A 20,554-nucleotide genomic window follows, 5' to 3' on the forward strand; every position below is an offset into this window, starting at 1 on the left:
GGTGCGGTCCGCGCCCTCAGGCGCCCACGCCGACCTTCTGCTTGACCTGGGCCAGCGAGGGATTCGTCAGCGTCGAGCCGTCCTCGAACAGCACGGTCGGCACCGTCTGGTTGCCGCCGTTCGCCTTTTCGACGAAGGCCGCCGACTCCGGGTCGTGCTCGATGTTGATCTCCGTGTACCCGATGCCCTCGCGGTCCATCTGGCCCTTCAGCCGACGGCAGTATCCGCACCACGTGGTGCTGTACATCGTCACAGTGCCCGGCATCTTCTCGCGCTCCTTTGTCTGACCGAATGCGTCGCCTGAAGCGTCGCCGCATTCTCTCGAACGTACGTGACCCGGTCACCATTCCCGCCGGGTCCCAGGCCCCGCCGGGCGGTGCCCGCGCCGAAGCACCGTATTCGTATGACCAATGAGGCTCCCCTGTGGACAACCACCGCAGCCGTCCCGGGGGACCTGGCAGCATGGCGGGGTGACAGCAGCAACGCACTCCCCACTGTTCTCGCGGGAATCCGAAGGCAGCCAGATCGTGGCTCCGCCGCGCGACGCCGACGCGGTGCTCGACGGGCTCGACCCCGAGCAGCGCGAGGTCGCGACGGCCCTGCACGGGCCGGTGTGCGTGCTGGCGGGAGCCGGCACGGGCAAGACCCGCGCCATCACCCACCGGATCGCCTACGGGGTGCGCGCCGGGATACTCCCACCCGCCGGAGTGCTCGCCGTCACCTTCACCAACCGCGCCGCGGGCGAGATGCGCGGGCGGCTGCGGCAGCTCGGCGCGGGGGGAGTTCAGGCGCGTACGTTCCACGCGGCGGCGCTCCGCCAGCTCCAGTTCTTCTGGCCCAAGGCGGTCGGCGGTGAGCTGCCGAGGCTGCTGGACCGCAAGGTCCAGCTGGTCGCCGAGGCCGCGGCCCGCTGCCGGATCCGGCTCGACCGCAATGAACTGCGGGACGTCACCAGCGAGATCGAGTGGTCGAAGGTCACCCAGACCGTGCCGGCCGACTATCCGGCCGCCGTCGCCAAGTCCCACCGCGACGCCCCGCGCGACCCGGCGGAGATCGGCCAGATCTACGGGATGTACGAGCAGCTGAAGCGCGAGCGCTCGGTGATCGACTTCGAGGACGTCCTGCTGCTCACGGTCGGCATCCTCCAGGACCGGCACGACATCGCCGACCAGATCCGCCGTCAGTACCAGCACTTCGTGGTGGACGAGTATCAGGACGTCAGCCCGCTCCAGCAGCGGCTGCTCGATCTCTGGCTGGGGGACAGGGAAAGCCTCTGCGTCGTCGGCGACGCCAGCCAGACCATCTACTCCTTCACCGGAGCCACCCCCGACCACCTGCTGAACTTCCGCGCCCGGCATCCCAACGCCACGGTGGTGAAGCTGATCCGTGACTACCGCTCCACCCCCCAGGTGGTCCATCTGGCCAACGGCCTGCTGAACCAGGCGAGCGGCCGGGCCGCCGAGCACCGCCTGGAGCTGATCTCGCAGCGCGATCCGGGCCCCGAGCCGGTCTGCATGGAGTACGGGGACGAGCCCACCGAGGCCGAGGGCACCGCTCGCCGGATCCGCGATCTGATCGCCGCGGGCGTTCCGGCCGGTGAGATCGCCGTCCTCTACCGCATCAACGCCCAGTCGGAGGTCTACGAACAGGCCCTCGCCGACGCGGGAGTCCCGTATCAGCTGCGCGGCGCCGAGCGGTTCTTCGAACGCCAGGAGGTACGGGAAGCGGGCGCCGCGCTGCGCGGAGCGGCCAGGTTCGGGGGCAACGACTCTCTGCTGGACGATGTCGTCGAACTGCCCTCGCAGGTGCGGGCGGTGCTCTCCACCAAGGGATGGACCACCGAACCCCCGACCGGATCGGGCGCGGTCCGGGACCGCTGGGAGTCTCTGGCCGCCCTGGTCCGTCTCGCCGAGGACTTCGTACGGGCCAAGCCGACGGCGACGCTGGCCGATCTGGTGGCGGAGCTGGACGAGCGCGCGGCCGCGCAGCACGCGCCCACCGTGCAGGGCGTCACGCTCGCCTCGCTCCACGCGGCGAAGGGCCTGGAGTGGGACGCGGTGTTCCTCGTCGGGCTCACCGAGGGCATGATGCCGATCACCTACGCCAAGACCGATGAGCAGGTCGAGGAGGAGCGCAGGCTGCTCTACGTGGGAGTCACCCGCGCGCGGCTGCACCTCTCCCTCTCCTGGGCGCTCTCCCGCTCGCCCGGCGGCCGGGCCTCCCGGCGTCCCACCCGCTTCCTGAACGGGCTGCGTCCCGGCTCCACGGCCCCCGGCGCCCGGAGCACGGCGACGGGCGCGGGGAGCTCCGTCGAGCGCGGCAGCACGATCCGGCGCAAGCAGCGGGGCCCGGCGCGCTGCCGGGTGTGCGGCAGGACGCTCACCGACGCCGGTGAGATGAAGCTCATGCGCTGCGAGGACTGCCCCTCCGACATGGATGAGGCGCTGTACGAGCGGCTGCGTGACTGGCGCGCCGAGCAGGCCCAGCAGCTGAGCCAGCCCACGTACTGCGTGTTCACCGACAAGACGCTGATGGCGATCGCGGAGGCCGTACCGGGCAGCGCGGGCGAGCTGGCCGGGATCTCCGGAGTCGGCCGCCGCAAGCTGGACCGGTTCGGAGCCGATGTGCTGGCCATCTGTGCTGGTGAGGAGCTTGCGGTAGACGACGAGGACAGCTGATGCAAACTCGTCGAAAAAATAGTTTGCGCCCGCCCCGGGAATCCCCATAGGTTCTTAACAACGGAAACAACGGCTTCTCCGAAGCCCGGTTTCCGTGCTCTACTTAGCACAAGCAGTACATGTCCATACACATGTGACTGGCCTTCGGGCCGGTCCTCGAGACGCCGAGAGGAGGCGATTCCAGTGATCAGCATCAACAGCAGCTTCGTCAGCACCGTCAAAATGACCGATCGCTCGGTCGTCTCCGCATGCATGCTCGGCTCCTCCGGTTCCGAACTGAATGCCAGTGGTCTGTCCGCCGCCCTCCCCGTGCGCCCCGTCATTCTGTCGGGTCTGTCTCTGTCGGGTCTGCCCGTCCGAGAGCGCGCTGTCCCGGAGTGCGACGAGCGACCGACCAAGGCACTGGAAGCGGGAGTAGCGGCGGCAGAGGCCAAGGCCTATGCCTTCGCGGCGACCGGTGCCGGAACCAAGACGCAGACGCAGCATCACACGATGTGGGCCTTCCGTGGGCTCGAACCCTGGAGCGATCCAGCCTGATCGAGAATCAGGCCGGCGCCTTCAGGGCCGCGGAACCCCACCCGGGATCCGCGGCCCTTCTGTTTGTCCCGAACGGGAGAGACGGAGCGAAGGGGCCTCGGGACATGAACACCCGGTACCAGCCGACACCCGGCCAACAGGCCGGACCGACCAGACGAGGAACGACACCCCGTGCAACTCGAAGCGCACGCCCCGTCCGTACCGCCTTCCGAAGCGATCGACCCGCCCAGTTCCACGGAGGACTCCACCTTGACCCCGCTGACCGCGCTCACCGCGCTCGACGACGCCATCGAGAACCTCGGCGTACCCGTTCCGTGCCGTGCCTACGACCCGGAGGTCTTCTTCGCCGAGTCCCCGGCCGACGTCGAGTACGCGAAGTCCCTCTGTCGTAGCTGCCCGTTGGTCGAGGCCTGCCTCGCCGGTGCCAAAGACCGCCGTGAGCCGTGGGGCGTCTGGGGCGGCGAACTCTTCGTCCAGGGTGTGGTCGTGGCCCGCAAGCGGCCGCGTGGCCGTCCGCGCAAGAACCCGGTCGCGGCATGAACGCGTCCGGAACCATCGACAGTCCCTTTACGCACGATCCCCAGAAGCAGGCTCCGATGACCTCTTCCACGAGCGAGCCGTCCGGCTCCGCCACCCCAGCCGTCACCACCACGGGCGCGAACGACACGCGTCAGAACAGGACCCGCGAGATGCAACTCATCCCAGAAGCCCTGGCTCGCGCGCATATGGATGAACGAATGCGCCAAGCCGAAACGGAACGCCGGGCCTCGCGCCTGGTCGCCGCCCGGCGGATGCAGCGCCGTGCCGAGCGCGTGTCGCTGCGTGCCCGCCGCGCGCTGGCCATGGCCGTCATGCAGTAGCAGGTGAGCAAGGAAGTCGGCCGAACGGTCGGCGAGTTCCACTCCGCGGGGGCCGGTCCGGAAGGACCGGCCCCCGCAGCGCGCTTCTCTGAGGCTGTGCCTGGGGCTGCGCCTGTGCCCCTGCCCGGCGCGCCTGTGCCCTTGCTCGGCGGCTCGCCGCGCCGGACCCCGTGCCGCGCTCTCCTCAAGCGTCCGGCTCGGCTCCCGTCTCGTCGTCGGGCTCATCTGCCGGCTCCTCCAGAAACCCGGGCAGCCAGGCCTCCAACTCGTCCCGGAGTCGTACCGTCGCACTCAGCTGGCAGAGCACACCGATCGTGCTCAGCGTGACGCGGTGTATCAGCAGATACGCCGGCGGCAGATTCAGCTGCCTGCCCAACTGGTGGGCGGGGGAGCGCGGATCGGCGATCCGGGCCGCCTGGTCACGCATCCAGCCGCGGGTGAAGGTGAACTCCTCGACCGCCGCAGGCTCGATGATCGGCAGCAGATAGTCCTGCACCGCGTCCGGGTCGAGATCGATGGAATCCTTGACGAATCCCTCGCCCCGCAGCCGGTCGTACACCGCCTCGGCGTTGCCCTCCAGCGTCATCCGCAGTGCCTCACCGATGGTGTCGGGCAGTCCACCACCCGGCAGTCGGTCCACCGTGCCGAAGTCCAGTACACCCAGCCGGAATTCGCCTTCCGGGCCGTTCTCCCCTTCGTCCAGGGGCGGCAGCAGCCGGAAGTTCCCCGGATGCGGATCCGCGTGCAGCAGACCGGTGCGCGCCGGACCCGAGAACAGGAACCGGGCCAGCAACTGCCCCGCCCGGTCCCGCTGCTCGGGCGTCCCGCCGGAGATCACCTCCGCCAGCGGCATGCCGTCCATCCACTCGGTCACCAGCACCTGCTCGCCCTGATGCACGACGTCCGGCACCATCACATCCGGATCGTCCGCGAACTCCACCGCGTGGGCCCGCTGTGCCTCGGCCTCCAGGCCGTAGTCCAGCTCCTCGGACACCCGGTCGCGCAACTCGGTGATCAGCGGCTTGATGTCCATCCCCGGGATCAGCGGCCCCAACAGCCTGGCGAACCGGCTCAGCTGCGTCAGATCGGACAGCAGCGCCTCGCCGGCTCCCGGATATTGCACCTTGACCGCGACCTCGCGCCCGTCGTGCCACACCCCTCGGTGCACCTGGCCGATCGAGGCGGCGGCCGCCGGCTTGTCCTCGAACTCCGAGAACAGCTCGCGCCACTCCTCGCCCAACCGCTCCGCCAGCACCGCGTGAACCGTGCGGGTCGGCATCGGCGGCGCCGCTTCCTGAAGCTTGGTGAGCGCTGCCCGGTAGGGCCCGGCGACCTCCTCCGGCAACGCGGATTCGAAGACGGACAGCGCCTGCCCGAACTTCATGGCGCCGCCCTTGAGCTCCCCGAGCACCTTGAAGAGCTGTTCGGCCGTGCGTTGTTGCAATTCCCGGGAGACGATCTCCGCGGATCTCCCGCCGATACGTTTGCCAAGGCCCCAGGTGGCCCGCCCCGCGAAGCCCAGTGGCAACGTGGCCAGCTTCGCGGTGCGGGTGACCGCCTTCCGGGGAAGATCAGACATTGTGCCCCTCCTTTAGGGTTCCTCGCGGAATGGGCGCCCGGCTCGCGATGCCGCGCCGGGCCGCACCTCGCACCAGACGCCCCGAGCCGATCGTCCGCCCCTGCAACGAGGACCTCTTCATCCCAGACAGCCATGCCGCGTACGGCGGTTACCCCGCCATTGTGTCGTGCGGCGCATCTCCTTCCGTGATGCGCTCCCCCTCTCTGCTTCCGGCCGCCCCGCACGGGCAGCCCGGATGGGGCTCGATCCGCTCCGAGCGCCAGTCCAGCAACGGCAATGACGCCTCCCATCGTGCACCCGTACTGGCGGGCAGCTCCCCGTCCAGGAACGACAGAGCATGGGCCGCCGCCAGCCCGGCCACCGTGGTGGCCAGCCCCAGATCGCACGCCGGTACGGACGATGTCCCGCGCCCGGAAAGCCACTGCGCCAGCATGCGTGGCCAGGTCGGATCCCGGTCCGCCCGCGCTCGCGCGATACAACCCGCACAGGCCGTGCCACCGGGCAGCACCAGAGGTCCGACCAGCCCCGTGGCCTCGATCACTCCCGTATAGAGATGAGGAGTGCCCGTGACGACCCAGGGCTGGGCCGCGGCCGGATCGGGTACATAGGCGGCGAGTCCGTCGCGGGGAGCGAGGATCACCAGGGAGAGGCCCGGCTCACCGTCGCCGCGCGACCCGGTGTCCTCCGCCCTCGGCCCACGCCCCGGGGCGGACCGCCGGACCAGCTGTCGGGCCGCCGCGTCCCGCCGCTCGCCGACGGACTCCGCGGGCAGCCCGGCGGGTGTCACGTCCCAGGCCTGCGCGCACCCGCCGTCCAGCACATCGACCTGCCCCACCCCGGACGCCGAGAGCACCGCGGCGACGGCCGACCCGACCCGGCCGGCACCCCGGACCTGGACCCGCATCTCCCGTCGCGCCGCCAGTCGCCTCATCCCCGCCCCCGGCTCCCGGTGAATGACGGAGAGCGAGGCGAGATCGGGCCGCAACCGGTCGACATCCTTCGTCCGTTTCCTGAATGCCTCGGCCGCCCGGCCGCCCGCGCCCGGTGCGTCGATCAGCCCCGCCGCGGCCAACCGCGCCACCAGCGAGTCGGCCAGGCCGTCCGGCAACCCCATCGCGCGGGCCTCCTCCCGCAGCAGAGGCAGCCCCCGCGTCCCGTCGAGCAACTCCATGAAACTGCCCGTGGCCGTATCGACCGGGCCGACCCGGACCGCGTGCGCGGGGGTCACCCCGAACTGCACCGTCTGCCGCTCCCGCCAGGCGCGCCGCAGTGCCGGCTTCATCATCGGACGCATATCGCCCTCCCCCGTTTTCTCGCTCGCCGATCTCCGTGATCTCCGTGATCTTCGCGATCTCCGCGATCCCGAGTTCTCAGAATGCAGGGAAGTGGCAGATGGTGTGGAAAGTTATCCACAGCTGCGGGTATTAGTCGTTCAAATGGTGCATGCCGGAGAGTGGATCAAGATCGAACCATCCCGGAGGCGGGACTTCCCCCACACGCAGCGGGTAACGTCGGGGCGTGTCCGCCGATCCTTCTCCTCGCCTGGCAGGGGAGACCTCATCGCGCAGCGCCGAAGGTGAATCGAGTGGCGTGACAGACCGTCCGCCCCGCGCCTCGGCGACGAGCGCTGTCGAGGTTCGCCGCAGCGCCCGCCGCAGCAGAACGGTCTCGGCCTACCGCGAGGGCGACCGGACCATCGTGCTCATCCCCGCCCGGATGTCGGAGGCGGAGGAACAGCGCTGGGTGTCGGTGATGCTCGACAAACTCGCCGCGCAGGAGTCCAAGCGCCTCCTCGGCGACAGCGACCTGACCGAGCGGGCCGAGCGTCTCTCCGCCCAGTATTTCGGAGGCAGGCCCCGGCCCGCCTCCGTCCGGTGGGTGACCAACCAGAACACCCGCTGGGGCTCCTGCACCCCGGCGGAGGGCAGCATCAGGCTCTCGCACCGGCTCCAGGGTATGCCGGAGTACGTCGTCGACTACGTACTCGTCCACGAGCTGGCCCATCTGCTGGTGCCGGGCCACGGTCCGCGGTTCTGGCGGCTGCTGGAGGCGTATCCCCGTACCGAGCGGGCCCGTGGTTATCTCGAAGGCGTCGTCGCCGCCGACCGCTTGCCGCAGTTGCCGGCCGTGGGCGAAGAGTGACGATTCGCTGATCCTGTACCGAGTGTGTACCGGCTTGGTCCGATGTCCGACCCAGCCGTTAGCCTGGCGCGACGTATTCACCATCGGGATGGGGGACGGTCGTTACGTATGGCCAGGGAATTCCAGCGCGGCCACAAGGCCAAGATCAGTGATCTCACGCCAGGGACGGATCTGTACGTAGGCGTGCAGATCGCGGCTCCCGGGCTGACCTTCGACATCAGCTGTTTCGGCCTCGACGCCAATGAGCAGCTCTCGGACGACCGCTATTTCATCTTCTTCAATCAGCCGAAGTCGCCTGAGGAATCGGTCCAGTTGCTGGGAGCCCAGGCGGGGGACACCGAGTCCTTCAGGGTGACCCTGGACCGTATACCGGCGAATATCCACAAACTCTCGTTCACCGCCACCATCGACGGTGCCGGTCAGATGTCCCAGGTCGGCCCCGGATACATCCGTATCGTCGCGGGCGGCGAGGAAGTCGTCAGATACGCCTTCACCGGCTCGGAGTTCACCACCGAGCGTGCCGTGATGCTCGGCGACTTCTACCTGAAGGACGTATGGCGGTTCGCCGCTGTCGGTCAGGGCTTCGACGGTGGACTCGACGCGCTGCTCAGGAACTTCGGCGGCGAGGTCGCCGAGGAGGAGCCGGCCCCGCCGCAGCCGCAGGTCGGGGGCCAGGTCCCGGCCTTCGCCCCGCCCACGCAGACCGCCGCTCCCGCACCGGCCTTCGGTGCACCGGCGCCCCCACAGGTACCTCAAGCTCCACAGGCGCCGCAGGTGTCACAAGCACCTCAGGCACCACAAGCACCTCAGGCTCCGCAGCCGGTGCATGCCGCGCCGACTATCGAGGCGCCGATGGCCCCGCCGGGCGGTGCCACTCCGCCGCCGCCACCACCGTCCCCGTACGGGCAGCCGCCCCAGCCGCCCCAGTTCGGCCAGGCTCCCGGCCAGTTCCCGGGCCAGGTTCCCGGACAGTCCACGCCGCCCGCCGCGCCGTTCCCGTACGGTCAGCCCGTCCCGGCTCCGTACGGACAGCAGCCGCCCGGTCCGCCCCAGGGCGCCACGCACGGCGTGCCGCAAGGTGTTCCCCAGGGCGGCGGCGGTCTCCAGGCAGCCCTTCAGCCGTACAAGGAACTGCCCACGGGCCAGCGCTGGACCGCGCAGAACGGCCAGTTGGTGCGGGTGGACCTCGGTGCGGATGGCACACCCGTCCTCGCCCGCCAGGGCAGCATGGTGATGTACCAGGGCAAGGTCGACTTCGGCTACAAGGGAGCCGGTTTCGCCGGCCGTGTCGTCGGTAATGCCACCGGCCAGGAGATGCAGCTGATGCGCTGCACCGGCCGTGGCCAGGTGTTCCTCGCCGAGGAAGGGGCACATCTGCATCCCGTCGAACTCCAGGGTGACGGCATCTGCGTCTCCGCCGAGAACGTCCTCGCCTTCGACGAGACTCTCCAGTACGAGGTCCGCCGTATCGAGGGCCACGGCATCCCCGGCGGCGCCCTGTTCACCATGCAGTTCCACGGCACGGGAACCGTCGTCGTCAAGACACACGGCACTCCGGTGGTCCTGCCCGTCACGCCCACGACCTTCGCCGACTGCAATGCCGTCGTCGCCTGGTCGGCCGCGTCCCAGGTGATCATCTCCAGCCAGGTCAGCCTGCGCCGTAACGCGTATCCCGGCCACAGCGGAGAGACCGTGAACCTCCAGTTCCGGGGAGCCCCCGGGAACTTCATCGTCGTCCAGCCGTACGAGGTCTGAGGGAGCCCGGACAATGAACCAGCAGCTCGCGGGCTTCGCCCCCACCCCCGTCACGGCCCGGATGGAGAACCACGGCCGCTCGATGCTCAAGGTCGCCATGGCCTCCGGCCAGGACCTGTTCGCACGCACCGGCTCGATGGTCTCCTACGAGGGCTTCATCCAGTACGAACCGAATCCGCCCGCCCTGCGCCAGGTCGCCTCCCAATGGGCGACCGGTGAGGGCATGCCTCTCATGAAGTGCGCCGGTGACGGACTGCTCTACCTCGCCGACTACGGCGCGGATGTGGTCGTCATCAACCTCAACGACGACGCGATCTCCGTCAACGGCACCAACCTGCTGGCCTTCGACGCGCACCTCCAGATGGGCGTCGAGCGTGTGAAGGGCCTGGCCAAGTTCACCGGTCAGGGGCTGTGGAACGTACAGATCGCAGGGACGGGCTGGGTCGCCCTGACCTCGCGCGGTACACCGATCGTGGTCGACTGCGGACGCGGCGAGGACGAGACCTACGTCGACCCCGACGCGCTCGTCGCCTGGTCACCGTCGCTCAAGGTGAAGGGCAAGCGCAGCTTCAAGGCCTCCGCGCTGATCGGGCGGGGCAGCGGTGAGGCGTATCAGATGGCCTTCTCGGGCCAGGGCATCGTCGTCGTACAGCCCAGCGAGGACAGCACCGACCGCCTGCGGGTCCGGGGCTGAGGGGGAGCGGGAACACATCATGCAGAGTCCACTTTTCGCCCATACGGAACAGCAGTCCCAGGACCGGTACGTTGTCCAGAACCCGCAGCTGCTGCGGGTCTCGCTCACCGGCCACGACGATCTCCTCGCCCGCAAGGGCGCGATGGTCGCCTACCAGGGGCTGATCGACTTCGACGGTGAGTACCGGTCGAACAACCAGCGGCGCGCCCGCGCGAACACCGGCGAGGGGCTGGACCTCATGCGCTGCCACGGGCAGGGCACGGTCTATCTCGCCAATCTCGCCCAGTACATCCATGTCATCGAGGTCGACCACGACGGTATGACGGTGGACAGCGCGTATGTCCTCGCGCTCGACTCCACGCTGCACACCGACGTCATCGCGGTCGACAGCCAGTACGGCATCTCCGGCTCCGGCAAGTACCAGCTGAACATCTCCGGCCGGGGCAAGGTCGCGCTGATGACCTCGGGCCAGCCGCTGATGATGCAGGTCACGCCGGACAAGTACGTCAACGCCGACTCCGACGCCGTCGTCGCGTGGTCCTCCGCGCTGCGGGTGCAGATGCAGGCGCAGACACACTCCTCGGGGGTGCGGCGCCGGCGCGGCAACACCGGCGAGGGCTGGGAACTCAGCTTCCTCGGGCAGGGTTTCGCGCTCGTACAGCCCAGCGAGGTCATGCCGCCGCAGAACGCGGAGATCGGGCAGGGGCTGGCCGCGCAGTTCGGCGCCGGTCAGCACGGAGCCCACGGCCAGAACCAGGGCAACGCCTGGAGCAGGTGACCCCGAGCTGAAGGGGCGCTCTCCACGGAGGGCGCCCCTGCTCGGCTGGTCTTCGCAACACGCCCTAGGGTCTTTCGTTTGGATCAGGCCGGATCAGGGAGCGGGGTCTGGTGCCGTGGATCGCAAGGCGGAGGAGTGAGGCGACGCGGAGCGTCGTGGAGTGACGACAACGCGGCGAGGCGCGGTGCCAGGGCACGCGAGCCCGGCAAGATCCAAACGAGAGGCCCTAGCTGCCCAGCGCGGCGCGCGTACGCCGCACCAGGCTCGCGACCGAGCTGTCGGCCACCTCCGCGGCCTCGTCGTAGGAGAACCAGCGCAGGTCCAGCGACTCCTCGCTGATCTCCTCGACCGCTTCGGTCGGCGCCAGCGCCGCGTACTGGACATCGAGATGCCAGTGGCAGGGCGCCGGAATGGCGTGACGGTCCAGTTGGACGGGACCGACGGGTAGCAGCGTCAGCCCCGGGATGCCGGACTCCTCCGTGGCCTCCCGCAGCGCCGCGCGCTCCAGTGACGGGTCACCGGGCTCGCAGTGGCCGCCCATCTGGAGCCACATGCCGAGCTTCTTGTGGAGGGTCAGCAGGACGCGGCCCCGCTCCGGATCGATCACCAGCGCGCTCGCCGTCAGATGCCCGGCCTCGCAGGCCTTCCACATTCCGTCCGGGTGGGCCGCCAGATGGTCCAGGTAGAGCCCGCGCAGCTCCGGCTGGTCCTCGTACCTCTTCAGTACGAGGACGGCGTCGTCGTGCAGGCTCACTTGTCGGTGTCGTCCTTGTCGTCCTTGCCGGTGTCCTGGCCACCGGTGTCGTCCTTCCGGAGATTCGGCTTGCTGCCGTCCGCCGCCTCGCCGAGCATCTTGTCCAGCTCGGAGAAGTCCGGCTGCTCGTGGTGGACGAAGCCGTCCGGGTCATCGAGGTCGGAAGCCGTCGGCAGCATGTCCGGGTGCTCCCACAGACCGTCGCGCCCGTCGACACCCCGCGCGTCCGTGAGCGAGGCCCACAGCCGGGATGCGTCCCGCAGCCGGCGTGGCCGCAGCTGGAGCCCGATGAGCGTGGCGAAGGTCTGCTCGGCGGGGCCGCCGGACGCCCGGCGCCTGCGCAGCGTCTCGCGCAACGCGTCCGCCCCCGTGAGCCTGCTCTTCGCGGCTTCGTGCACCACCGCGTCCACCCAGCCCTCGACCAGCGCGAGTGCCGTTTCGAGACGGGCCAGCGCGGTCTTCTGCTCGGGCGTGTCCTCCGGCTGGAACATGCCCTGCTGGAGCGCGTCCTGAAGCTCCTCGGGGTGTGTGGGGTCGAACTGGCCGACCACGTCCTCCAGCTTGCTGGTGTCGACCTTGATGCCGCGGGCGTAGCCCTCGACCGCCCCGAACATGTGCGACCGCAGCCACGGCACATGGGCGAAGAGCCGCTGATGAGCGGCCTCGCGCAGGGCCAGATAGAGCCGGATCTCGTCCTTGGGCACCCCGAGGTCCTTGCTGAACGCCTCGACGTTCAGCGGCAGCAGCGCGGCCTTGCCGGCCGGGCCCAGCGGCAGCCCGATGTCCGTCGAGCCGACCACCTCGCCCGCCAGCACCCCCACGGCCTGCCCGATCTGCTGGCCGAACATGGCGCCGCCCATGGAGCGCATCATGCCGATCAGCGGACCCGCTACGGACTGCATCTCTTCGGGCAGCACTTCGCTCATGGCCGTACCGACCCGCTCCGCGACCGGGTCGACGAGCTGCTGCCACGCCGGCAGTGTCGCCTCGACCCACTCGGCGCGGCTCCACGCCACCGCCGTGTTCGCGCCGGAAGGCAGTGAGGTCACGCCGTCCAGCCAGAGATCGGCCAGCCGGATCGCCTCGTCGACCGAGGCACGCTCGGCGGGCCCGACGCTCGCGTCCTTCGTGCCGTCGGGCGTGCCCTGCGAGACGGTCTGCCGGGCGATCTGCTTGGCCATGTCCCAGTTCACGGGACCGCCCTCGTAGCTGAGCATCTGCCCGAGCTGCTGGAAGGCGGCGCCCAGATCGTTGGGGTTCAGCGAGCCGAACATCGCGGCGAACGGATTGTCCGCACCGCCCGCGCCGCCCGGCAGCCCGAATCCTGCGAAGGGATTGCCGGGACCGCCTTGGCCACCGGCACCCTGACCACCTCCGGCAGGGTCCTTCTTCTTGCCGTCGCCGTCCTCCGGCTCCTCCGGCGGAAGGCCGAATCCGAATGGGGTGTCACTCACGGGGTTCCTCGGCTCGTAGGGCCGCCGGCTTCCTGCCGGCGGCTGCTGCCCGACTACACCACCCAGCCTAAGCGGCGGCGGGCGGCCGGGGTGGCGTCGCGGGCCGCCGGTCTGGCGAGCCCGTCCGGCCGGACTCCGCGCCGCCTTCGGTCCGCGCCCTCTCCCGCCTCCGCCGGTCGGCTACGGCTCCGACACCCGGGCGGCTTCCGGGCTCGGTGCTCCGTCGGACGATGGCCTGCGGCAGGATGGACGTCACCTGGTACGTACGCGTCATTCACGTACGTATTGAAGACAACCGCTGGAGACGCCCGGTGAGTTCCCGAGATCCGAAGGTTCGCGCAGCGCGAAACCGCTCAACCACGACCCCGTCCCGCGGCCCCGTCGTCGCGGTCACCGGCGCCGCTTCCGGCGTCGGTGACCTGCTCACCCGGCGCCTGGCGGCGTCCGAGGAGATCAAGCAGGTCATCGCCATCGACGAGCGCCGAGGGGAGGTCTCCGAGGCGCAGTGGCACATCCTCGACGTCCGTGACCCGGCCATCGCGGAGAAGCTGCGCGGCGCCGATGTCGTGGTCCATCTCGCGCTCGATCTCGACCTGGAGAGCGACGCCGCCGCCCGTACCGCCTACAACGTGCGCGGCACCCAGACCGTGCTCACGGCGGCAGCCGCCGCTGGGGTCCACCGCGTCGTGCTGTGCACGTCGGCCATGGTCTACGGCGCGTTGCCCGACAACGACATCCCTCTTTCCGAGGACGCCGAGCTGCGGGCGACCGCCGAGGCCACCGGCGTCGGCGATCTGCTGGAGATCGAGCGCCTCGGCCGCCGGGCGCCCCGCGCCCACCCCGGCCTCAATGTGACGGTCGTACGGCCCGCCGTCCTGGTCGGCGGTACGGACACGGCCCTCACCCGCTACTTCGAGTCGCCCCGGCTGCTCGTCGTCGCGGGATCCCGCCCCACCTGGCAGTTCTGCCATGTCGAGGACCTGGTCAGCGCGCTGGAGTACGCCGCGCTCGAAAAGGCCGACGGAGAGTTCGTGGTCGGCTGCGACGGCTGGCTGGAGCAGGAGGAGGTCGAGGAGCTGAGCGGAATCCGCCGGATGGAACTGCCCTCCGCGGTCGCTCTGGGGGCCGCGGCCCGGCTGCACCGGATCGGTCTGACTCCCTCGCCGGCCGGGGATCTCGCGTACACCATGCATCCCTGGGTGGTGAGCGTCAGCAGGCTGCACGACGCCGGCTGGCGGCCCCGGTGGACGAACGAGGAGGTGCTCGCGGCGCTGCTGGAGGAGGTGGAGGGCCGCCACACGGTCGCGGGCCGCCGCCTCGGCCGTAAGGACGCCACCGCGGCGGGCGCGGCGGGCGCGACCGTGGCACTGCTCGGTACGGCGGCGCTGGTGCGGCGGGCGCGTAAGGCGCGGCGTCGTCTGTAGGAGGCGCAGGGTCCCGAGTCGGTACGCCCCCCAGAGGGGGCGAGCGCCGTTCTGTGATGTCGGTGCCGTACGGCACGATGGGCGGTATGGCGAGCACGTATTCCCACCCGGGCGAGCAGTCGGCACAGGATCCGATCCGGCTGCTGGCGATCCGCGACACCCCGATCACCGTCGACGAGGTCTTCCGCGCGGTCGGGGACGACGCCGCGGGTGGCACGGCTCTCTTCGTCGGCACGGTGCGTAACCACGACGGGGGCGCTGACGTCGAGGCACTCGGCTACTCGTGCCACCCGTCGGCGGAGGCCGAGCTGCGGCGGGTCGCGGAGAAGGTGGTCGCCGGACATCCGGTGCGGGCGCTGGCCGCCGTCCACCGTGTGGGTGATCTGGCGGTCGGTGATCTGGCGGTCGTCGTCGCGGTCTCCTGCCCGCACCGGGCGGAGGCGTTCGAGGCCTGCCGGAAACTGATCGACGACCTCAAGCACGAGGTCCCGATCTGGAAACATCAGAAGTTCTCCGACGGGACAGAAGAGTGGGTGGGGGCGTAGAGCCCTCCGGAGCTGTGGGTGGGGGCGCAGTGCCTTTGCGAAGATCTGGCTGAAACCCGGTCAGTACCCATACGGCCCGATTTGCGTAACCGCCCCCCTGCCAGCAGCGTTGGTTCAGCAGATGGTTAATCTGCTGATCGGTCAGTTGCAGGCGCTCATTGAGGTCCGGAGGTCGGTATGGCCGCACTTGCTTGGCTGCTGATTCCGCTTTTCGCCGCGATTGGCGCGGCGATATGGGGAAGTTGGGCCGCGCGAGACCGCACGACCGGTGACATAGCCGAACTCAACGGCTATGCCCGGTTCCGTGACGCGATGGAGAAAGAACATTCCGGTTCGGACGTCGCCTGAGGCGGCGGCGGACCGTTCGCAGCCGCACGGCTGATCGAACAGGTCCTGTCCGGCCGGTCTTCGCCTGCTGATCCACGAAGATCAGCAGGCTGATCGACGAAGATCGAGGGACAGGACCTGCCGGCCTCGGACGGACCGGCCCCAGGGGTGGACTGACAGACCCTTCCCGTACTGTCGTTCCATGCCACGCCGCACCGCGACGATGCTCGCTTCCACCCTCGTCCTCATCGCGCTGCTCTGCGCGGGCGTGCTCATCAAAGTTCCGTATTCCGAGATGAGCCCCGGTCCGACGGTGAACACGCTCGGTGACGCAGGTGGCGAGCCGGTGCTGCGGATCTCCGGTCGCAAGACCTATGCGACGTCCGGCAACCTCAATATGACCACGGTCAGGGTCACCGGCGCGGACTACAACATGAATATCGTGGAAGCTGTCTACGGCTGGCTCGCTCACGACAACATCGTCGTACCGCACGACACGTTGTATCCGGACGGCAAGACGGAAGAGCAGTCCACACAGGAGAACGCCGAGGAGTTCAGCCAGTCCCAGGAGAGCGCCAAGGTCGCCGCCCTGAAGGAGCTCGGCATTCCGGTGTCCTCGCGCACCATCGTGTCCTCCGTGCTCAAGGACAGCCCCGCCGAGGGCACGCTGCACGCCGGAGACGTGATCGAGGCCGTGGACGGATCGCCGGTCAAGGCACCGGAGGACGTCGCGAAGCTCGTCACCAAGCACAAGCCCGGCCAGGACGTCGTCTTCACCATCATCCCCGCCAAGGAAGCGAAGGCGGCGGAGAAGGCGGGCAGGAAGCCCGAGGGCGCCGAGAAGACGACGATCACCACGGGGAAGTCCGACAAGGGCGACCGGGCGATCGTCGGCATCCAGGCGGGGACCGACCACACCTTCCCGTTCACCGTGGACATCAAGCTGGCCGACGTGGGCGGTCCGAGCGCCGGGCTGATGTTCTCTCTCGGCATTGTCGACAAGCTGACACCCGGTCCGCTGACGGGCGGCAAGTTCGTCGCCGGTACGGGCACCATCGACGACGCGGGCAAGGTCGGCCCGATCGGTGGCATCCAGATGAAGCTGGTGGGCGCGCGCCAGGCGGGCGCCAGGTACTTCCTCACGCCGGACGACAACTGCGCCACGGCGGCCTCGGACGTCCCCGACGGCCTCACCCTGATCAGGGTGAAGACCATCGACGACGCCAAGAAGTCGCTGGACAAGATCCGTGCGGGGAAGACGACCGGCCTGCCGAGCTGTTCGGCAAGCTGACCGGCCGCAGACCGGACCCTCCGGGCGGAGGGCCGGTCGCTACGCCTTCACGACCCTTACGCCTCGAAGGTCGCCGAGAGGGCCTCGGCCAGCCCCGGGACCAGACCGGAGCCCGTGAGGACCTCGTTGGGCGAGTCCTTCTCGCGCAGCCGCAGCGCCGACTCCCGGGCGCCGTCACGCAGCACGGCCACCGTCATCCGCACTTCCTGACGTTCCGGGTGGGCCGCGACCCACTCGGCCAGCCCGGACTCGTCGAGACCGTCCGGTACGGACGCCTCCGCGGACGGCGGCAGCATCAGCCGCTCCACCGTCATCGCGCAGCCCGCCACCGCCCCGGGCCACGCGATGGTGCCGAGGAACTCGTCCAGCGGGGTGCCGGACGGGATCTCGTCCTGTTCGACAGGGGTCAACGGAGCGACGGACCCGCCGTCGTCGAGGCCCAGCTGGGCCGCCAGCTCCGGCTCGTCGGTGCGCAGCCGTGTGGTGTCGACCAGCGCGAAGAGCCGGGCCGGCTGGTCCCAGCCGAGCCCCGACGCGTACTCGTCGATTTCGAGCACCGCGCGGGTCAGCGGGCTCGCGGCCATGGGTGTGCCTGAGGGAGAAACATTGGACATGCTCAATATCCTGCCTCCTTCGGACCCCGGTGCGGGAACTAGGTAAAGCCTCAGTAAGTTGCATGAGTGGGCCCTACGATCGCGGGGCCCGCTTTTTACACGCAGAATCACACGACCGCGAACTTCGAGGTGCGCACGTTGGCTTTCCAGATGCCGGACCGCGGCGGAGGCCCGACCGGGCCACGGATCAGAGTGGGCCGGCCGTCCCGCCGGGTCCGGACCCTGCTCATGACGTTGGGTGTGCTGGCCGTACTGGCCATGCTGTTCGTCATGTTCGCCGGGTTCTGGACCGACTGGCTCTGGTACCGCTCGGTGAAGTACTCATCGGTTTTCACCACCACTCTCTGGACCAAGGTCGGGCTGTTCGCGGTCTTCGGACTGCTGATGTCCCTCGCCGTCGGTCTGAACATCTGGCTCGCGCACCGGCTCCGGCCGCCGCTGAGCGCGATGTCGATGGAGCAGCAGAACCTCGACCGGTACCGGATGGGGATCGCCCCCTTCAAGAAGTGGGTGCTCCTGGCGATCACCGCCCTGGTCGGGCTGATCGCCGGCGCCTCGGCCGCCGGCCAGTGGCGCACCTGGCTGATGTGGATGAACGGGGTGCCCTTCGGCCAGAAGGACCCCCAGTTCAAGATGGACGTGGCCTTCTACGCGTTCGATCTGCCCTGGTACCGGTTCCTGCTGGCGTTCGGTTTCGCGACGGTCGTGCTGTCGCTGATCGCCACCGCGCTGACCCACTATCTGTACGGGGGGCTGCGCGTCACGAGTCCGGGCGCGCGCGCGACGGGCGCGGCCACCGGCCATCTCTCGGTGCTGTTCGGTGTCTTCGTCTCGCTGAAGGCCGTGGCGTACTGGCTCGACCGGTATGGACTGGCCGTGAAGTCCAGCGACTTCAAGGCGGCGGGCAACTGGACCGGACTGCGGTACGTGGACGCCAACGCCTATCTCCCGGCGAAGACGATCCTGTTCTGCATCGCCGTCATCTGCGCCCTGCTGTTCTTCGCGACGCTCTGGCGCCGCACCTGGCAGCTGCCGGTGATCGGCTTCGGCCTGATGGTGCTCTCGGCGATCCTGATCGGCGGGCTCTACCCGGCGATCGTGCAGAAGTTCCAGGTCCAGCCGAACGAGCAGGCCAAGGAATCGCCGTACATCAAGAAGAACATCGATGCCACGCGCGCCTCGTACGGCATCGACGGCGCCAGTGTGCAGGACTACGGCGGCAAGGGTGACCCGGACCGGAAGCCCGAGCAGCGCAAGGCGGCGGATTCCGCCGCCAGTTACCGCCTGGTCGACCCGAACGTGGTCTCGCCCGCGTTCCAGCAGCTTCAGCAGGAGCGGAAGTACTACCAGTTCCCCTCCACGCTGGACGTCGACCGGTACAAGGGCCCCGACGGCAAGCCGCAGGACACGGTCGTCGGTCTGCGCGAGCTGAACATCACGGGTATCCCGAAGCGCAACTGGATCAACGATCACTTCACGTACACCCACGGCTACGGCATGATCGCGGCCAAGGGCTCGAACACGGTGACGGACGAGAACGAGGGCACCATCGGCGCCCCCGACTTCACCGAGTCCGGTCTGCCGACGACCGGGCAGCTGCCGACGTACCAGCAGCGGATCTACTACGGCGAGAAGACCGAGCAGTACTCGATCGTGGGCGGCCCCCAGAAGGAGCTCGACTACGAGAAGAACGGCGAGCGGACGACGAGCTATCAGGGCAAGAGCGGCGTCAACCTCTCGAACCCGCTGAACCGCGCGGCGTACGCCGTGGCCTTCAGCGAGCCCCAGATGCTCTACTCCGGTGCCATCGGCGACGGTTCGCGGATTGTCTACAACCGCACGCCCAAGGAGCGCGTCGAGGCGGTCGCGCCCTGGCTGACCATCGACGGCGACGCCTATCCCGCCGTGGTCGACGGCCGTATCAAGTGGATCGTCGACGCGTACACCACGACGAACGGCTATCCGTACGCGTCCCGTACGACGCTCGGTGACACCACGGCCGACTCGCTGACCGACAACCAGCGCGCGGTCGTGGCGCAGCAGAACCAGGTCAACTACATCCGGAATTCGGTGAAGGCCACCGTCGACGCCTACGACGGCTCGGTCAGCCTGTACCAGTGGGACGAGAAGGACCCGGTCCTCAAGACCTGGATGAAGGCCTTCCCCGGCACGGTGAAGCCGAAGAGCGACATCAAGTCCGAGCTGATGGACCACCTGCGGTACCCGCAGGACATGTTCAAGGTGCAGCGCGAGCTTCTCACCCGCTACCACGTCACGAACCCCGCGCAGTTCTACAGCGGCAGTGACGCGTGGCAGGTGCCGGACGACCCGACCAACAAGGACAGCAATTCGGTCCCGCCGTACTACCTGAGCCTCAAGATGCCGGGCCAGGATGATCAGAAGTTCTCGCTGACGACGACCTTCACGCCCAACGGGCGCCCCAACCTGGGCGCGTTCATGGCCGTGGACGCCGATGCCACCAGCAAGGACTACGGCAAGATCAGAGTCCTGAGAGTCACGTCGACCGTGCAAGGGCCCCAGCAGGTACAGAGTGAGCTGAACGGTGTGCCCGAAGTCGCCGAGTTCGTCAGGAACCTGAGAGGCACGGACTCGGACATCGAGTACGGCAACCTGCTGACGGTGCCGCTCGACCAGGGCTTCCTGTACATCGAGCCGGTGTACGCGCGCGGTGGCAGCGCCAACTACCCACTGCTGAAGAAGGTGGCCGTCTCCTACGGAGGCAAGCCCGTCTTCAAGGACAGCCTGCCCGAGGCGCTGAACGCGGTGTTCGGGGCGGAGGGTTCCGACTCGTCGACGACACCACCGGGTGACACCACGAAGCCACCCGCCACCGGTGACCGGGCCCAGGCGCTCCAACAGGCCATCTCGGACGCCCAGAAGGCGTACGAGGCGGGCGAGACGGCGCTGGGGAAGCAGGACTGGACCGCGTACGGCAAGGCCCAGAAGGACCTCCAGGACGCTCTGGAACGGGCTGCCGCGGCGGACTCCGCGTCCTCCGGCGGGGACAAATCCGGCGACAAGGCCGGCGACAAGGCAGGGGACAAGGCCGGCGACAACAGCAGCTGAGCAGGCATCACTCCGCGCCGTGGTACGGTTGAAAC

General features: G+C 69.1%; 19 protein-coding genes. 13 read left to right on the plus strand and 6 right to left on the minus strand.

The genetic code is table 11. From position 1 onward, the window contains the following. Nucleotides 1-16: 16 nt before the first annotated feature. Nucleotides 17-265, minus strand: coding sequence for a mycoredoxin (locus ACIQD6_RS03325; protein WP_401877463.1), 249 nt, complete (start codon nucleotides 263-265; stop codon nucleotides 17-19). Nucleotides 266-470: 205 nt separating this feature from the next. On the opposite strand from ACIQD6_RS03325, the gene ACIQD6_RS03330 reads away from it, so the two are divergent. From ACIQD6_RS03330 to ACIQD6_RS03345, 4 genes are all read left to right on the plus strand, one after another. Next, a complete protein-coding gene (locus tag ACIQD6_RS03330; RefSeq protein ID WP_401877465.1) occupies nucleotides 471-2,678 on the plus strand; it encodes an ATP-dependent DNA helicase UvrD2 in 2,208 nt (735 codons plus the stop codon). A 183-nt stretch (nucleotides 2,679-2,861) separates the two neighbouring features. Continuing rightward, nucleotides 2,862-3,215 (plus strand): hypothetical protein, encoded by a 354-nt coding sequence (locus ACIQD6_RS03335; RefSeq protein ID WP_401877467.1) that lies wholly within the window; start codon nucleotides 2,862-2,864, stop codon nucleotides 3,213-3,215. Nucleotides 3,216-3,386: 171 nt separating this feature from the next. Beyond that, nucleotides 3,387-3,755: a WhiB family transcriptional regulator gene (locus tag ACIQD6_RS03340; protein ID WP_401877469.1), complete on the plus strand. Its 369-nt coding sequence runs from the start codon at nucleotides 3,387-3,389 to the stop codon at nucleotides 3,753-3,755. Next, nucleotides 3,752-4,075 (plus strand): hypothetical protein, encoded by a 324-nt coding sequence (locus tag ACIQD6_RS03345; protein ID WP_401877470.1) that lies wholly within the window; start codon nucleotides 3,752-3,754, stop codon nucleotides 4,073-4,075. The genes ACIQD6_RS03340 and ACIQD6_RS03345 overlap by 4 nt, the downstream gene beginning before the upstream one ends. Before the next feature lie 184 nt (nucleotides 4,076-4,259). On the opposite strand, the gene ACIQD6_RS03350 is transcribed toward ACIQD6_RS03345, so the two are convergent. After that, nucleotides 4,260-5,654, minus strand: coding sequence for an ABC1 kinase family protein (locus ACIQD6_RS03350; RefSeq protein WP_401877472.1), 1,395 nt, complete (start codon nucleotides 5,652-5,654; stop codon nucleotides 4,260-4,262). A gap of 148 nt (nucleotides 5,655-5,802) precedes the next feature. Continuing rightward, nucleotides 5,803-6,948 carry a ThiF family adenylyltransferase gene (locus ACIQD6_RS03355; RefSeq protein ID WP_401877474.1) on the minus strand — a complete coding sequence of 382 codons (1,146 nt, stop codon included), beginning with the start codon at nucleotides 6,946-6,948 and terminating at the stop codon, nucleotides 5,803-5,805. A gap of 224 nt (nucleotides 6,949-7,172) precedes the next feature. Between ACIQD6_RS03355 and ACIQD6_RS03360 the strand changes: the two genes are divergently transcribed. The 4 genes from ACIQD6_RS03360 to ACIQD6_RS03375 all read left to right on the plus strand — a co-directional run bounded on the left by ACIQD6_RS03360 (nucleotide 7,173) and on the right by ACIQD6_RS03375 (nucleotide 11,023). Continuing rightward, nucleotides 7,173-7,796, plus strand: a complete 624-nt coding sequence (locus tag ACIQD6_RS03360) for a M48 family metallopeptidase (protein ID WP_401877475.1) — start codon at nucleotides 7,173-7,175, stop codon at nucleotides 7,794-7,796. Between the two features lie 108 nt (nucleotides 7,797-7,904). Then, complete coding sequence (locus ACIQD6_RS03365; protein WP_401877476.1) at nucleotides 7,905-9,551, plus strand: TerD family protein; 1,647 nt, start codon at nucleotides 7,905-7,907, stop codon at nucleotides 9,549-9,551. A gap of 13 nt (nucleotides 9,552-9,564) precedes the next feature. Next, nucleotides 9,565-10,245 carry an AIM24 family protein gene (locus ACIQD6_RS03370; RefSeq protein ID WP_401877478.1) on the plus strand — a complete coding sequence of 227 codons (681 nt, stop codon included), beginning with the start codon at nucleotides 9,565-9,567 and terminating at the stop codon, nucleotides 10,243-10,245. Between the two features lie 19 nt (nucleotides 10,246-10,264). After that, nucleotides 10,265-11,023, plus strand: coding sequence for an AIM24 family protein (locus ACIQD6_RS03375; protein ID WP_401877480.1), 759 nt, complete (start codon nucleotides 10,265-10,267; stop codon nucleotides 11,021-11,023). 226 nt (nucleotides 11,024-11,249) lie between these two features. Here the strand turns inward: ACIQD6_RS03375 and ACIQD6_RS03380 are convergent, their stop codons facing one another. Then, nucleotides 11,250-11,777: an NUDIX hydrolase gene (locus ACIQD6_RS03380; protein ID WP_401877481.1), complete on the minus strand. Its 528-nt coding sequence runs from the start codon at nucleotides 11,775-11,777 to the stop codon at nucleotides 11,250-11,252. After that, complete coding sequence (locus ACIQD6_RS03385; RefSeq protein WP_401877483.1) at nucleotides 11,774-13,231, minus strand: zinc-dependent metalloprotease; 1,458 nt, start codon at nucleotides 13,229-13,231, stop codon at nucleotides 11,774-11,776. Before ACIQD6_RS03385 ends, ACIQD6_RS03380 begins: the two co-directional genes overlap by 4 nt. Nucleotides 13,232-13,542: 311 nt before the next feature. Between ACIQD6_RS03385 and ACIQD6_RS03390 the strand changes: the two genes are divergently transcribed. From ACIQD6_RS03390 to ACIQD6_RS03405, 4 genes are all read left to right on the plus strand, one after another. Next, the gene (locus ACIQD6_RS03390) at nucleotides 13,543-14,655 is read left to right on the plus strand and encodes an SDR family oxidoreductase (RefSeq protein WP_401877485.1); all 1,113 of its coding nucleotides are present in this window, start codon (nucleotides 13,543-13,545) and stop codon (nucleotides 14,653-14,655) included. Between the two features lie 86 nt (nucleotides 14,656-14,741). Next, the gene (locus tag ACIQD6_RS03395) at nucleotides 14,742-15,200 is read left to right on the plus strand and encodes a molybdenum cofactor biosynthesis protein MoaE (protein ID WP_401877487.1); all 459 of its coding nucleotides are present in this window, start codon (nucleotides 14,742-14,744) and stop codon (nucleotides 15,198-15,200) included. Nucleotides 15,201-15,377: 177 nt separating this feature from the next. Beyond that, the gene (locus ACIQD6_RS03400) at nucleotides 15,378-15,548 is read left to right on the plus strand and encodes a hypothetical protein (protein WP_401877489.1); all 171 of its coding nucleotides are present in this window, start codon (nucleotides 15,378-15,380) and stop codon (nucleotides 15,546-15,548) included. Between the two features lie 181 nt (nucleotides 15,549-15,729). Then, nucleotides 15,730-16,818 (plus strand): PDZ domain-containing protein, encoded by a 1,089-nt coding sequence (locus ACIQD6_RS03405; protein WP_401877491.1) that lies wholly within the window; start codon nucleotides 15,730-15,732, stop codon nucleotides 16,816-16,818. Between the two features lie 56 nt (nucleotides 16,819-16,874). Here the strand turns inward: ACIQD6_RS03405 and ACIQD6_RS03410 are convergent, their stop codons facing one another. Next, nucleotides 16,875-17,432, minus strand: a complete 558-nt coding sequence (locus ACIQD6_RS03410; protein WP_401877493.1) for a PPA1309 family protein — start codon at nucleotides 17,430-17,432, stop codon at nucleotides 16,875-16,877. A 150-nt stretch (nucleotides 17,433-17,582) separates the two neighbouring features. Between ACIQD6_RS03410 and ACIQD6_RS03415 the strand changes: the two genes are divergently transcribed. Beyond that, nucleotides 17,583-20,519 carry a UPF0182 family protein gene (locus tag ACIQD6_RS03415; protein ID WP_401878101.1) on the plus strand — a complete coding sequence of 979 codons (2,937 nt, stop codon included), beginning with the start codon at nucleotides 17,583-17,585 and terminating at the stop codon, nucleotides 20,517-20,519. Nucleotides 20,520-20,554 lie beyond the last annotated feature (35 nt).

Source organism: Streptomyces sp. NPDC088400 (assembly GCF_044753355.1).
Classification (GTDB): Bacteria; Actinomycetota; Actinomycetes; order Streptomycetales; family Streptomycetaceae; genus Streptomyces.